We start from the raw sequence: 14,424 nt of genomic DNA on the forward strand, positions 1-14,424 counted from the left end.
GTATACTTTAAGTAACTCACTCACATATATGGTAAATCCGTTGGCTAAAATATTACTCGCACAGTGGTTCCCAGGGCTTGTTCAGCTTAAGCATTATCAAAAAGAATGGTTTGTTAACGACTTTAGAGCCGCCTTGTCTGTTGTCGCGGTTGCACTGCCAGTTGCCATAGCTTATGCACAGTTAACTGGTGTATCCGCAATTGTCGGTCTGTATTCGTGTGTACTGCCAATGTTGGTTTACGCCATGATGGGCACATCTCGGCAACTCATTGTCGGACCCGATGCAGCAACCTGTGCAGTGATCGCTGCTGTTGTGACACCACTTGCCGCAGGTGACCCCACAAAACATTGGCAGTTGGTTATGACCATGACAGCGATGACGGGGATTTGGTGTGTACTGGCAAGTCGTTTCAAGCTAGGGGTGTTTGCAGATTTCCTTTCTCGTCCGATTCTTTTGGGTCTACTCAACGGTGTTGCTCTCACAATTATCGTTGGTCAGTTTGCGAAAGTAGTCGGTTTGAAATACGAGCAACGTTATTTACTGGAACGTTTATGGGAAGCTCCACAACGACTAACCGAGCTTCATTGGCCTACTGTAACTCTGAGTATCGTGACGGTTGTCGTTTATTTGCTCACCAAACGCTACCGACCAACTTGGCCTGCTGCCATGCTGGCGATCCTCGTAACTACTGCGTCAGTTTGGTTTTTCCATTTACAAGAGATGGGCGTATCGGTTGTCGGACTCACTCAAGGTGGCTTCCCTCAGTTTCAAACACCGGAGTTTGAGCTAGGTGAAGTTCGTGAACTAGTGGTCCCGGCGCTCAACCTTGCGATTGTCAGTTTTGTTAGCATGATGCTCACCGCCCGCAGTTTCGCTGCTAAAAACGGTTATGATATTGATGCTAATAAAGAGTTTCAGGCGTTGGGTTTTGCCAACATTGCCTCAGCGTTTTCGCAAGGTTTCGCGATAAGCGGCGCTGACTCACGCACAGCCGTCAATGATGCAAATGGCGGTAAATCTCAATTAGTTTCGATTGTCGCCGCAATCACCATTGCCATTATTGCGGTATTTATTTACGAGCCTTTGCAGTTCATCCCTATCGCTTCACTTGGTGTTGTATTGATCATTGCGTCCCTATCGCTGCTCGATCTTAAAGCAATTTGGAAATTAAAATCTCGTGACAAAGATGCATTTTATCTGGCCATCATTACTTTTATTTCTGTGTTGATCGTGGGTGTAATACCGGGGATCACTTTGGCGGTATTGCTAGGGCTGTTTCAATTTTTACGGATCGTCATGCGACCGAGTGATCAGCTACTTGGCTTGGATGAAAAAGGTACCATTCGGACCATCGACGACTCAGGAAAAGCTTCGCCTATTCCTGGAATGGTGATTTACCGCTTTAACTCACCGCTAACTTACTTCAATGCTCCTTACTTTAAACGTAGAGTGTTAGAGCAGGCAGAGCATCACAAAGACGCAAGTTGCGTTGTCATCGACGCCGTATCGAGCTTTACTCATTTGGATCTCAGTGTGATGGCAACACTGGCAGATATTCACAATACTTTGAAAAAGAGAGGCGTACGCTTAATCCTCGCAGGAAGGAAACGACGTCTTCGCCAATGGTGTGAGCTTACTGGTATCAGCACCAGTGAAGGAGGCATCTTACTGCGAGCTGATATGTACCTTGCCATTAAACTTAGTGGCTGTTACATCAGTGCTGTGGGTGAGGGACAAATTCCTACTGTTCAAAAAGAGCCTGATTTAGAGCAGCCACCCAAACCAATTCCAGAAGTGGCTTAAATAGAAATTTAATATAGAAAACAGGAAATTAAACTCCTGTTTTCTAGTGCTTATCTTCGCAGCTGAATACGTGTTATGCCTTTGGCTTAAACTTTTTTGTCATCCCTTGGCTTTTAGGAGCCACCAGCCTATAACCAAGCTTTTCGTAAAAAACTGGTTCATCAGCAATCATAGAAACGTAAGAGCCTTCAAGTGCAACAGATGAAAGATAACCGTCGATGTATTCCATGACTTTTCTACCTAAACCGTTACCTTGATAATCAGAATCAACGGCAACGTCGACAATTTCGAAGTTACACGCCCCGTCACCAACAACCCGACCCATTGCAATGAGCTTTCCTTCATCCCGAACAGATACGCCATATAACGAATTGGGTAGGCCAATTTCAGCAGCTTTCAACGATTTGGGTGATAGCCCGGCTTTGATACGCATATCACAGTATTCTTTCGGGCTTGGCACATGCTCTTCATATCTTATTGTCATTATGTACTACTCCTTTGTATCACCTTGGAGCTTACATAACTAAACTGTATAAATAAACAGTTAAACGTTGGAAAGATGTTCCCATTAAGCACACAAAGTATCGGGTCTAGAAAAGAAGCCGCCGACAACTCTGACGCCATAATAGATATAAGCTGCTCTGAAGCTAGACATTCCTTTTTCTAAACACGTTTCTCTCAACAACGTATCCGCATGCTTTCGAGCACTTTGAGGCAACACCTCTTCCCTCATGAGTTGGTAAAGAGCATCATGCACTAAAGAAGCTTTCATAATGTTTTTTGTGTCTAACGCTGGCCCACTCGCTCCATCCCATGCATAGCCCTTTTTAATCGTTAACACGCCTTGTTTGGACAAACTAAGAAAAGGGCTGTCATACGCCTGACTCACTGAAATGTGCGTCTCAATCTTTTCTTCAGAATGGAGAGTGTATTTATACTTCTGACGCTTTTTGTATTTCATAACCTAACCGCCTAGCTAACTTCAGTGGGAGGAACGGAGATGACTCTCAAATTAGAGTTTCTCAGAGAGTTTTTTCAAATAGGACTTAGCAAGCTCATGGTTATCTCTGCTCAACCACTTAATACAATCAAAGAGTTCCCAGATCAGTCCTTGATCACCACTGGTATAAACTGGGAAATCTTCATGCTTTGGCGCAGGTTCATCAGTAACCATGCCCCCAATCACATCAGCTTTATCAAATAAAGTCTTAAATGGCTTAGAAAGTTTGAAGGGCTCACAGAGATCTAAACAATGAATCTCTGCACTGGTTAGGTCATTAAAAATGTATTTTTTGAAACACGCATTTTCGTTGTGCTCTCCCTCAAGGCGATAAAAAATGTCTTTATTAGCTTCAAACTGGGTAAAGCAAGGCTCTGAGGCTTTATGGAAGTTGTTTTGAGTAAATACAACAACATCAGCGTCCGAAATACGGTCACCTTGTCCTGATGACAAGGAGCCAAGCAATACCGCGGCAACAACGTCTTTTTCAGAATAAAAGGCATCATAAGCTGACTCAACCAAGGCCTTTTGTCGTGGTAAATGTTCTAGTCCTAACTCTCCAATTGTCATAACTCACTCCGTCTATACGCACTAAAATCAAGTCGATACGTAAAGAGTATCATGCGAGCTTTATTATGATTAATCAACGTTAAATCATGGTGTTACTTTAAAATAAAATGATTAATGACCATGAGAAATATCAAATTCTGTCTCAAACTTAAACTGAAAAAAACGGAGCCGATTGGCTCCGTTTCTCGCTTTATGTGTTACTACTATTTCTTTGGCACTTCTAACTGCATCTCTGGCATGGCATCGCGCTTCGCTTTAATTTTGCGCCAGACTATCCATGCAATGATCACAATCAGCAGCATTATCACGTTACCCACCGCGATAATAATCATGCTGCGCTTACGCTCAGCCTCCCGCTCAGCGATAATTTGCTTTTCCATTTCAATACGGCGCTGCTCGGCTAATTCAGCTTCTTTTGCAATTCGAGCAGCTTCTAGATCAACTTCATCAACAACACTGAAGGTTTGCTCTGGAATAGGAAACACCAACGGACGCTGGGTTGCAAAATCAGTGGCAAAGATCTCGCCGCGCCATGCGTACTTACCAAGCTCAGCATCGTTATTGAGGTCCAACGTAACTCTCATTCCATCTTTAGAGACCTGTCCTTGGCTGTAACTAATGAAGCCATCGGGAGCGTCCTTTTTCACTGTGACTGCAATGGAGCCTGGTGCAATCATACCTTGCTCGCCACTCACCACTAATTGGTGTGGCTTATCGGGATTACGAGCCTGAATAAAAGTACGAGAAATTGGGTTCGGATAAACCAAGATGACTTGTTCTTGCGCTCGTAAGAATACGCCATTGCCAGACGTGATGCGCGCGCGGTACTTACCAGGCTCAACGTCTATTGGGAGCTGAACCGTAAACACACCATCCCCTGCTTTTTCATCCAAGCCGCGGCCGTCATCAGAAAACTCACCCACAACCATCGGCACTGGACGAGCTTCTTTGATCAGCTCATCTTCATTTTCGACAAACTTGGTAAATGTCACGCGCAGATTCACGCGATCAAGGAAGTCGCGCAATACAAGAGGTTTGCCGTCGGAGGTCAGGCGAGCTGTAAACTTAAGCGCTTCCCCATTATATAATCGGTTTGGGAACAGATCCGTACTGAGCTTTAGGTGAGAAATTAAGCGGATGTTATTTTTAGGCGTAACTTTCCCCACAGCCTGCCATGGACCTGGCATAGGGTTATCAACGGAAATAATATCGAGAGAGGCTTCTTGATACCAACGTACATTGTCGTAAGAGCCCCAAGCATAGTATTTTTTACCGTCAGGACGGACTAAAACAACTGGCTGAGAACTTTGCTCACGATAAACCAAAAACGTGATCTGCTCGATGGTTGGATCAACTCGAAAGCGATTGTCTAACAAAGACATTGTAGATTCACTCGCAGCACTCGAGAGACTACTCCATATCGCTAAAAACGCGACCAACAAAGCCCTCAACATAGCTTCTCCTATTGATGCCAAATACAGTCGTTCACCAACTCTAATCTTTTTTGGTGAGCTTCTAGTTCATCGGCACTTGCGCGCAAAACCTTTAGCGCTTTTCTTCCTTCAATACGACGAATGGTTTCTACTCCACCCTCTTGTTTATTCGCGTTAAATTCTAGACTCGTTTGACCACCCGTCATAAAGAGGTAAACGTCGGCTAGAATCTCCGCATCGAGCAAAGCTCCGTGGAGAGTACGGTGCGAGTTATCAATACCGTAACGTTCACATAAGATATCAAGGTTGTTTCGCTTACCAGGGAAGATTTTCTTCGCCATAGCAAGGGTGTCGGTCACCTTGCAGTAGTCGTCCGTTTTGCCGATGTTAGGATCGAGCATGCCAAACTCGTAATCCATAAAGCCGGTATCGAAGGGCGCGTTGTGGGCAACAAGTTCTGCGCCTTTAATAAACTCAAGAAACTCTTGGTGCACGCTCGCGTATTCCGGTTTATCAACCAAGAATTCATCCGTAATACCGTGAACTTCAACCGCTTCTGGTTGGATTTCACGATCGGGTTTTAAATAAACGTGGAAGTGACGACCAGTCAGCTTACGGTTGATGATCTCCACGGCACCGATTTCAATAATGCGGTGTCCCATGTAGTGAGGACCACCCTCGCGGTTCATACCTGTGGTTTCGGTATCGAGAACGACAATGCGGTTATATTCAGAATTGCTGCTGGTATTCATAAGGTTATGTATGTCAGACTATGCTTTATTAAATGTTTCGGCTAATAGTACCAAAAAATATGACCAAACACGTTGAGATTTTCACTGACGGTTCTTGTTTAGGTAACCCAGGACCAGGTGGTTACGGCATAGTATTGCGTTACAAAGACGTAGAAAAGACACTTTCCAAAGGCTATACGTTAACTACCAACAACCGCATGGAAATGTTGGCGGCTGTCGTCGCGCTACAGACGTTAAAACAACCTTGTAAAGTCACTTTAACGACTGACAGCCAATATGTGCGCCAAGGTATTACTCAGTGGATCCATAACTGGAAGAAGCGTGGTTGGAAAACAGCGGATAAAAAACCCGTGAAGAATGCCGATTTATGGCAAGCTCTAGACAAAGAAACCGCACGCCATCAAGTTGAATGGCATTGGGTAAAAGGCCACGCAGGCCATCGTGAGAACGAAATGTGTGATGAGCTAGCCCGTACTGCTGCAGAAAACCCAACTGAGGAAGATACAGGTTACCAACCCTCTTAGCGAGATTCTTTCCTCATAGTGTTACCCTCTCGATTCATCACCCCAAGTGGTGTGAGCTTTTTCTTCAAGCGCCAATGCGGTTTGATAGGCTTGAGAGGGTATGTCCGTTTCCGCGCGACTATGTAATACAAACTCCCAGCGGGTGATGCCCAATCACCAAGACTATTTTCCAACCATGTCCACATCGTACGGTAACGTTTCATCGGAAACAGCGCATAACGATCACAATGAATCACTTGATAATTAAGTAACCCTAACCAATCTTTGATGCGGCTCGACGTAAACATTCGTCCACTCCAAGGCAAATTATGTTTACGCCATGGAAGCAAACTCGCTAATCCAGTCAAGCTTAATGGGTTGAATCCAGTAATAATTACATAGCCATCATCCATCATCACTCTATCGACTTCACGCAACAAACGGTGTGGATCGCTTGCATAGTCGAGCTGATGAGCGAGTATCACAACATCAAAGCTTTTTTCCAAAAAGGGTAATTCGTAACCATCTGCAATCACATTATGCAACGGGTTCTGGATATCTACGTTGACTTGGTGTTGAATGTTACAATTACAGCTGGTTAGCTCACAGCTCAACCCGCCCAGTTTGAGCATATGGTAGCCGAAGAGTTTCGGGCACCATTCATCAAGTCGGGTCTGGATTGACTCAAGCACCCACGGACCGTTGTTCATTGCTGACCAAGTCGACGGGTGTGGTATAGTTTTGTTGCTGAGTGCTGGTTTCATTAACCACCTGACTAAAATGGGTGACGGAGAACGAATCGTGTTAGAGATCAAAAGCATACCCGCATTTAATGATAATTACATCTGGCTGATACAAAATAGCGATAAGCGCTGCGCAGTCGTTGATCCGGGCGATGCGAAGCCAGTATTAGAATTTCTGCAGGCTAACGAATTAACTTTAGAAGCGATTTTAATTACGCACCACCACAACGATCACATTGGTGGCGTTCCAGACTTAGTGCGTGCATTTCCTAACGTCGCCGTTGTGGGCCCAAAATCAGAGCCAATTCCAACCCTAACGACACCAATGGAAGAAGGCGACAAGCTAGAGTTGTTTGGTGAGATTTTCTTAGTACTTGGGTTACCCGGTCATACTTTGGGCCATATCGGTTACGTTGGGGACGGAAAACTGTTTTGCGGTGATGTGCTCTTTTCTGCTGGCTGCGGTCGTATTTTTGAAGGTACGCCTGAGCAAATGTTTGAATCACTGAGCAAACTAACGTCTCTACCAGAAGAAACTCAAGTCTTCTGCGCACATGAATACACGGCGAGTAACGTGGCGTTTGCTCTAGCGGTTGAACCTGACAATGAGCAACTTCGCCAATATCGCGACGATGTAAACCGACTGCGAGCACTCAACATTCCGACACTTCCAACAACAATACGCAAAGAAAAGTGGATTAATCCGTTCTTGCGAACCTCTAACCCTGACGTGGTTCAATCTGTTGCTAGTCGCATTAAAAATAGCGATCCATGCTCGGTTTTTACTGCTTTACGCGAGTGGAAGAACGAATTTTAACCATTTTCTGCTTGTAAGTTTGCAAGACCCCAGTATTATCAGGGACTGATTTTTCGAGAAGCGCCACTGGCGCTTCTCTTACGTTTGGGGTTGATATAAATCTATTTGAATTTCTCCCCATTGCATAATTAGAAGCTCTTTGCCTCTATAAATTAGTTAGTGTTTAAAAGATGTCTATTATCTTGCGACTGCCACGCACATTACGTTGCGCGACAGGCAGGTGAAGATAAACAGGCCCTAAATAGGCTGAATCCATGCGTTTGAAGTATACTTGGGCGTTGGCGTTGTTATTATCTGGCTGTCAATTGACTCAGTCAGATTCAACGTCTTCTACACCAGAAACCACTAAATCTGAGCAGACTGCAAAGCAAAATGCAGTAAAAGCTCAACCGGGCAATAAATCGTCACTAGCAAAAAAATCCGCTAACGACGCGCCTAAAGTTCTCTCCCCCCAAGAACAAGAAGATGTGTGGCAACGTATCGCCATGCAGCTGGACATGGATATCCCAAACCACAAGAAAGTGGACTACTACCGTACGTGGTATTTAAAGCACCCAAATCACCTTTACACGGTATCTAAGCGTGCTACCCCTTTTCTATACATGATCACAAAACGTATCGAAGAGCGCGGACTCCCAATGGAGCTTGCATTACTTCCTGTAGTGGAAAGTTCATTCGATGCCTTTGCCTACTCACATGGTAGCGCGGCTGGGTTGTGGCAATTTGTCCCAGGCACCGGAAAAATGATGGGATTAGAGCAAAACTACTGGTATGACGGTCGCAGAGATGTGGCAGCAGCAACGGATGCAGCGCTGGACTACCTAGTACAACTAAACGAGCGTTTTGATGGTAACTGGGAACATGCAATCGCCGCTTATAACAGCGGTGGAGGCCGAGTTTCTAGCGCAATTCGTAAGAATAAAAAGCTCGGTAAACCTATCGATTTCTTCTCATTAGACTTACCAAAAGAGACCAGCAGTTACGTTCCTAAGCTATTGGCCTTGGCTGACGTTATTGCAAACCAAGACAAGTACGGACTTAATATTCCTGCAATTCCAAACAAGCCTGTTCTAACGCTTGTTGATCCAGAAGAGCAGTTAGATCTGGCTATTGCCGCAGATTATGCCGGCATTAGCGTAAAAGAGTTGCAGAGTTACAACCCAGCATACAACCAGTGGTCGACAGCGCCTGAGGGGCCGCACCAACTTTTGATTCCCGTAGAGAAAAAAGAGACTTTTCTCACCAAGGTGGAGAAAAATCGCGGTAAAGGGATGAAGGTCGCTCGCTACAAGGTGAAATCTGGCGACTCTTTAAGCGTGCTAGCTAATAAATACGGCACAACCACGAAAGTCATTCGGCGTGCCAACGGCCTATCGAATAACAACATTCGTATTGGTCAATACCTGTTGATTCCTACATCAACAAAAGACGATGCAAAATACGCATTAACGGCACAAAACCGATTAAGCAAGACTCAATCTCGTGCTCGTGGTCAACTCAAACTCACCCATGTCGTTCAGTCTGGAGAAAGTTTGTGGTCAATCGCACGTAACAATAAAGTGTCGTATAAATCGTTAGCAAAATGGAATGGTATGGGCCCTAAAGATCCATTGCGTGTGGGTCAAAAGCTAGTGATTTGGAAGGATTCAGACAAAGGTTCTGTGATCCGTACCGTTTTCTACAACGTTCGCTCTGGCGACACCATTAGCGGCATTGCAAGCAAGTTCAAAGTAAAAACGAACGACATCGTGAAATGGAACTCGCTACACAAGAAAAAATACTTACAACCAGGTCAAAAGCTTAAGTTGTACGTTGACGTAACGAAGGTAAGTGTATGAACCCATCAAGCAATCCACTTGTGATGCTGTTGGACATTTTTCGTTCTCCAACATCTTGTTTTCTTGCGCTTTATCAACGCGGTGGATGGGGATGGCAACCGTTCATCTTCCTGATGCTTAGTCCGTTTTTATTCTGGGGTGCTTACTTTTCGAATGTCGATTTCACGTGGCTCAGTGACCAACTTGCTGCGCAATTTCAGCAAATCGACCCGAAGCAGATTGAGCTATTAGAACCAAACACGCTAATGGCAAGCGCGATCATCAATGATGTATTCAACCGCTTTGCCACCTTACTATTGCTCGCGCTTTGGTTCTTTCTTGCAACAAAGGCAAGCAAACAACAATACGGTTACTGGAAATGGTTTGCCGCATCGTGTGCTATCTTATTCCCAGCAGTATTGGGCGATGTAGCAAGCTACGCGAGCTTGCTACTCAAGCATGGTCAGGTAATGACTTACGCTGCCGATTTAAATAGCCTCAATGGTCTATTAAAGCTGCCTCTTACTAACGAATGGTCTCATTTCGCTAGCTCGTTACCTTTGCTTCTGCCTTGGTACATTGTGCTCGGCTACGGCGTTGTACTGACGTGGACGGAGTTTGAACGTGGCCAAGCTTTGGTGATTGCAAGCCTGCCATGGGTATTCTTCTACGTTATTTGGGCATTTTATATTGTGGTAACCTAAGCTAGTCATTTAACGTAAATGACAATAACAATGGGTTATGATCGGAAGCGTCGCTCTGCGGCGCTTTTGCGTACTTAAGCGTCAGACCTCGGTAAAACACATGGTCCAGTGGTAACCCTGTTATAAATTGGACTCGATGATCCGGCAAGAACGTCACCTCTTGTAAGTCCGCAGCCTTTAAGGCCTGCCTCATCGCATTAACGCGAGATTCACTCCAGCTATTGAAGTCTCCAGCAAATAGAATTGGCCCCACATGATGCTTTAAAAGCATTTCAAGCGCCGTTAACTGCGATACATACTCTTTTGTACCTACGGTGAAGTTAATCGCATGTACATTCACCACTGCGAGTTTCTCGCCATTACTCAAGTGATACTGGCTATATAATGCAGACTTAGGTAAGCGAAGCCACGGCTCTTTAGAGGTGTAAGCGCAGGCTTTTTCTGGTTGCCCTTGAGCAATACTAATTACACCGGCACCGCTACCCAGCGCCTTAAAAGCACTCACTTGATTACTAACCCAGCGACCATCCACTAACCACTGTTTAAATGATGGTGTCATGCTGGCTTCTTGCAATAACAGTAACTGCTTATCAGCAGAAAACTCATCGAGTGCACGTTGCCAATTAGCCCGGTTCTGTTTGTAGATATTCCAGACAAGCACATTGATTTTGCCGTCATGATCGAGAGCTTTTGAATCGCTAAATTCGATGCACCTAATATCTTGTGTCAGCTCGGTACCTGTTTGGGTAATAATTTGCGGCTGATCTGGTACGGTGAAAATAACCTGGAAGCCGACCAATACCGCCATAATAAGAAAAGCTAACGCCAGAAAAAAACGCTTAAACATACGACAAACCTGAATGTAGGCACCCGAAATCTAGAACAACCAATCTCGGGTTAAATGATTTCACTAATAAGCAAACAACAAAAAAGGAGCCACTTGGCTCCCTTTTAGCATAATAAATACGAAACAGGTGACAAGAAACCTTAGATCGCGTCTTCGTCTTCTTCACCAGTACGAATACGAACCACACGCTCAATATCAGTGACGAATATTTTACCATCACCAATCTTACCAGTTTGCGCGGTTTCAATGATTGTCTCTACGCATTTATCAGCCACATCTTCGGTTACAACGATTTCGAGCTTCACTTTAGGTAGAAAGTCCACCATATACTCTGCACCACGGTAAAGCTCTGTGTGACCCTTTTGGCGACCAAAACCTTTCACTTCAGAGACGGTCATCCCTGTAATGCCAACTTCAGCTAGCGCTTCTCGAACATCATCCAATTTAAATGGCTTGATAATCGCTTCAATTTTTTTCATGTTCATCCCTTAAGCTTCAATCGATTGCGCTTATTATCGTTTAGCGTTTCGCAACATTCAATGTTTGTCTCTGATCCACCAGCGAAAATCCAGGCTGAGCAAATTAACATGGCGAATATCATAAGTTGATAAAACCCAATGAGGACTGCTCAATGCCCAATCGTCCAAGCTTTACTTCAGACTCGCGTTTACTTCAAACTTGCGTAGTAAGCCGCTAGGTTAGCGATGTCTTCATCAGACAACAATGAAGCTTGAGCTTGCATCACAGCAGCAAGCCCACCTGTTCGCTCTTTATTTTTATAAGCTTTAATTGAACTGATAATATATTGCTCATTTTGCCCTTTCAGATTTGGGTAACCCGGAATGACAGCAATACCATCAGCGCCATGACACGCCGCGCATACTCCCGACTTTGCTTGACCTGCTGCGACATCTCCCGCAGCTAGAGCTTGCCCACTGAACATGGTTAACGCCACCATTGCACCCATGATTGTTTTCTTCATTGCTTCACCTAATCAATTATTATTTAAGGATTTTTATATTTTATAATCGACATTGTGGCATGAATTTTCATTACCTGCGCCAAATAAGTTCACAATCTTGACCATTAAACGCCTGATCAACGAACAGATCTGCCACAGCAACGACTCGGTCTTGGTACATTAAAATCGGAATTTGACGACGCAGCCAGCTTGGCACATTGTATTCTTGGAATAACTTCTTCAGTTTTCGACTGTGATTACGCGTGGTTGGATGCGCTGATAAGCCTTCCGGATTGAAGGTCACGCGAAGCAACTCTGGCTGACTCGGTAGCGCAATCGTTGCGTTGCTAGAACTCGTCGTTAAGATCAGCTCCCCTAGCCGCTCAGGCAGCGACAAAGTCGCATCAACTTGAATCGTACTTTGCCACTCAGTGACGTCAGCCATTTCCGTTACCCAATAGAGACGATTTCGAAAACGGCGCACTTCACCTTGTTTAAGTTGTAGTTTGGGGTTGGCATCTTGCTGAGCTAATGCGACTTCATTCCAGATAAGATTGAGTTGTACCTGAGTCGGCATACTAGTATTAAGCTTAGCCAGCCACATACGAATCAAGCGCGCACGCGCTAATCCACTGTGCTTAGCCAGTTCTTCAATACTCAAACTAAGATCCGTTTGTAAAGCGCGTTCAAACACCGCGCTCAATAGTTCATCCAATAGCGCTTCTTGTTGAGCACATAAACTTGCACTGCGCTGAACCGCTTGATGGATACTCGGCCAGCGACCAGACAATTCAGGAATAACACAATGACGAAGAAAGTTACGATCATAACGGGTATCTTGATTGCTTTCGTCTTCCACCCACTCCAAGCCTAATTTAGTAGCGGCTTCTTCGATGGTCTTCCGCTTGATAGTAAGCAATGGTCGAACTAGAGATCCGCAAGAAAACGGCATACTCTCCGCCATCGAAGATAACCCTTTAGGCCCGCTGCCGCGCTTAAGCGCAAGGAGAAAAGTCTCTATTTGATCGTCGGCATGTTGACCAGTCAACAGTATATCGCCTTCTTGAATGTACTTAGTTAAGGCTTGGTAGCGAGCTTCACGAGCAAGAAGTTCAATACTTTCACCATTGCTGATGTCTAAGCTCACTCGCTCGATCGAGCACGATATCCCCACTTGTTGTGCCCAAAGTAAGCATTTATCGGCCCAATTATCGGCATTCGAGCTTAAACCATGGTGCACATACACAGCGTGACACTCTACAGAGTGCGCTTGTTGGTAGCGACTGAGTAATTCGAGTAAAAGACGTGAATCCACTCCTCCGCTAAACGCCAAGACAACCTTAGTGCCTAATTGATAGTAGCGGCCGAGAACTTGAGCAAAATGCAGGTAAAGCGATTCCATAAGCGATCCGATAGGTACAAAAAAGGGCTGGACTCTCATCCAACCCTTTCTATTTTAACTGTTATCACTTGAGATATCAGCTAACGCTTAATAGCAATCACCGAAATTAACAGTAACCGTAGCTCATTAGGCGCTGGTAACGACGTTCACGTAGCGTCTCTTCATCCAATTGTTCTAGATCTTCTAGCTGACGAAGTAGTGTTGCTTTCATATTCGCTGCCATTTGAACATGATCGCGATGAGCGCCACCTAGTGGCTCTTCAATGATTTCGTCGATCAGTTCAAGCTCTTTAAGACGAGGAGCAGTTAGACCCATCGCTTCTGCAGCTTGCGGCGCTTTGTCTGAATCACGCCATAAGATTGAAGCACAACCTTCAGGAGAGATTACTGAGTATGTAGAGTACTGAAGCATGTTCACGTAGTCGCCTACACCAATTGCTAGTGCGCCGCCTGAACCGCCTTCACCAACAACGTTACAGATTACTGGCACTTTAAGACCAGACATCACTTTTAGGTTTTTCGCGATAGCTTCAGATTGACCACGCTCTTCTGCGCCCACACCTGGATACGCGCCAGCCGTGTCGATAAATGTGATGATCGGCATGTTGAAACGCTCTGCCATTTCCATCAAACGTAGCGCTTTACGGTAACCTTCTGGTTTTGGCATACCAAAGTTACGTTTCACTTTCTCTTTGGTTTCACGACCTTTTTGGTGACCAATGATCATCACAGGGCGGCCTTCAAGGCGAGCCATGCCACCCACAATCGCTTTGTCGTCTGCAAACGCGCGGTCACCCGCTAATTCATCAAACTCCTCAAAAGCGTGTTGGATGTAATCTAGCGTGTAAGGACGTAGTGGGTGACGAGCCAGTTGAGCTGTTTCCCATGCGCCTAGGTCGCTGAAGGTTTTTTTCTTCAGCTCTAAGCTTTTCTTCTCAAGCTGTTCGATTTCTTTATCCAGGTCAATCGCAGAATCACCACCGTGACGAGAGACATCACGTAATGCTTCAATTTTCGCTTCTAGTTCTGCAATTGGCTTTTCAAATTCAAGAAAGTTTAGGCTCATCTATG

General features: G+C 45.0%; 16 protein-coding genes. 5 read left to right on the forward strand and 11 right to left on the reverse strand.

Annotated elements, in window-relative coordinates; translation table 11 throughout:
- The first annotated feature begins 28 nt into the window (after window positions 1-28).
- The gene (locus R7O13_RS15620; RefSeq protein WP_206953328.1) at window positions 29-1,804 is read left to right on the forward strand and encodes a SulP family inorganic anion transporter; all 1,776 of its coding nucleotides are present in this window, start codon (window positions 29-31) and stop codon (window positions 1,802-1,804) included.
- 73 nt (window positions 1,805-1,877) lie between these two features.
- On the opposite strand, the gene R7O13_RS15625 is transcribed toward R7O13_RS15620, so the two are convergent.
- From R7O13_RS15625 to dnaQ, 5 genes are all read right to left on the reverse strand, one after another.
- Complete coding sequence (locus R7O13_RS15625) at window positions 1,878-2,288, reverse strand: GNAT family N-acetyltransferase (protein ID WP_005391824.1); 411 nt, start codon at window positions 2,286-2,288, stop codon at window positions 1,878-1,880.
- A gap of 84 nt (window positions 2,289-2,372) precedes the next feature.
- Window positions 2,373-2,765, reverse strand: coding sequence for a DUF1353 domain-containing protein (locus tag R7O13_RS15630; RefSeq protein ID WP_308386832.1), 393 nt, complete (start codon window positions 2,763-2,765; stop codon window positions 2,373-2,375).
- Window positions 2,766-2,816: 51 nt separating this feature from the next.
- Window positions 2,817-3,374, reverse strand: a complete 558-nt coding sequence (locus R7O13_RS15635; protein ID WP_318304212.1) for a hypothetical protein — start codon at window positions 3,372-3,374, stop codon at window positions 2,817-2,819.
- A 203-nt stretch (window positions 3,375-3,577) separates the two neighbouring features.
- Window positions 3,578-4,828 (reverse strand): TIGR03503 family protein, encoded by a 1,251-nt coding sequence (locus R7O13_RS15640; RefSeq protein WP_318304214.1) that lies wholly within the window; start codon window positions 4,826-4,828, stop codon window positions 3,578-3,580.
- A gap of 8 nt (window positions 4,829-4,836) precedes the next feature.
- Window positions 4,837-5,559 carry a DNA polymerase III subunit epsilon gene (dnaQ, locus tag R7O13_RS15645; protein ID WP_005380385.1) on the reverse strand — a complete coding sequence of 241 codons (723 nt, stop codon included), beginning with the start codon at window positions 5,557-5,559 and terminating at the stop codon, window positions 4,837-4,839.
- Between the two features lie 59 nt (window positions 5,560-5,618).
- On the opposite strand from dnaQ, the gene rnhA reads away from it, so the two are divergent.
- Window positions 5,619-6,083: a ribonuclease HI gene (rnhA, locus tag R7O13_RS15650; protein ID WP_005380384.1), complete on the forward strand. Its 465-nt coding sequence runs from the start codon at window positions 5,619-5,621 to the stop codon at window positions 6,081-6,083.
- Here rnhA and R7O13_RS15655 read toward each other — a convergent pair.
- Window positions 6,080-6,826: a class I SAM-dependent methyltransferase gene (locus R7O13_RS15655; protein WP_005391820.1), complete on the reverse strand. Its 747-nt coding sequence runs from the start codon at window positions 6,824-6,826 to the stop codon at window positions 6,080-6,082. The two genes, rnhA and R7O13_RS15655, sit on opposite strands and share 4 nt — an antisense overlap.
- A 37-nt stretch (window positions 6,827-6,863) precedes the next feature.
- Between R7O13_RS15655 and gloB the strand changes: the two genes are divergently transcribed.
- The 3 genes from gloB to R7O13_RS15670 all read left to right on the forward strand — a co-directional run bounded on the left by gloB (window position 6,864) and on the right by R7O13_RS15670 (window position 10,143).
- Entirely contained in the window at window positions 6,864-7,622 is a 759-nt protein-coding gene (gene gloB / locus R7O13_RS15660; RefSeq protein WP_005380380.1) for a hydroxyacylglutathione hydrolase, read from the forward strand.
- Window positions 7,623-7,876: 254 nt separating this feature from the next.
- Complete coding sequence (locus R7O13_RS15665; RefSeq protein ID WP_238843871.1) at window positions 7,877-9,460, forward strand: LysM peptidoglycan-binding domain-containing protein; 1,584 nt, start codon at window positions 7,877-7,879, stop codon at window positions 9,458-9,460.
- The gene (locus R7O13_RS15670; protein WP_318304217.1) at window positions 9,457-10,143 is read left to right on the forward strand and encodes a YIP1 family protein; all 687 of its coding nucleotides are present in this window, start codon (window positions 9,457-9,459) and stop codon (window positions 10,141-10,143) included. The genes R7O13_RS15665 and R7O13_RS15670 overlap by 4 nt, the downstream gene beginning before the upstream one ends.
- A gap of 1 nt (window position 10,144) precedes the next feature.
- On the opposite strand, the gene R7O13_RS15675 is transcribed toward R7O13_RS15670, so the two are convergent.
- The 5 genes from R7O13_RS15675 to accA form a co-directional block, all read right to left on the reverse strand.
- Window positions 10,145-10,990, reverse strand: a complete 846-nt coding sequence (locus tag R7O13_RS15675) for an endonuclease/exonuclease/phosphatase family protein (RefSeq protein ID WP_054574849.1) — start codon at window positions 10,988-10,990, stop codon at window positions 10,145-10,147.
- A 140-nt stretch (window positions 10,991-11,130) separates the two neighbouring features.
- Complete coding sequence (glnB, locus tag R7O13_RS15680; protein ID WP_005380372.1) at window positions 11,131-11,469, reverse strand: nitrogen regulatory protein P-II; 339 nt, start codon at window positions 11,467-11,469, stop codon at window positions 11,131-11,133.
- A gap of 188 nt (window positions 11,470-11,657) precedes the next feature.
- Window positions 11,658-11,972, reverse strand: a complete 315-nt coding sequence (locus tag R7O13_RS15685; RefSeq protein ID WP_033905507.1) for a c-type cytochrome — start codon at window positions 11,970-11,972, stop codon at window positions 11,658-11,660.
- 70 nt (window positions 11,973-12,042) lie between these two features.
- Window positions 12,043-13,353 carry a tRNA lysidine(34) synthetase TilS gene (tilS, locus tag R7O13_RS15690; protein ID WP_318304220.1) on the reverse strand — a complete coding sequence of 437 codons (1,311 nt, stop codon included), beginning with the start codon at window positions 13,351-13,353 and terminating at the stop codon, window positions 12,043-12,045.
- A 106-nt stretch (window positions 13,354-13,459) separates the two neighbouring features.
- A complete protein-coding gene (gene accA / locus R7O13_RS15695) occupies window positions 13,460-14,419 on the reverse strand; it encodes an acetyl-CoA carboxylase carboxyl transferase subunit alpha (protein ID WP_005380365.1) in 960 nt (319 codons plus the stop codon).
- Window positions 14,420-14,424 lie beyond the last annotated feature (5 nt).

Source organism: Vibrio sp. Y176 (assembly GCF_033438945.1).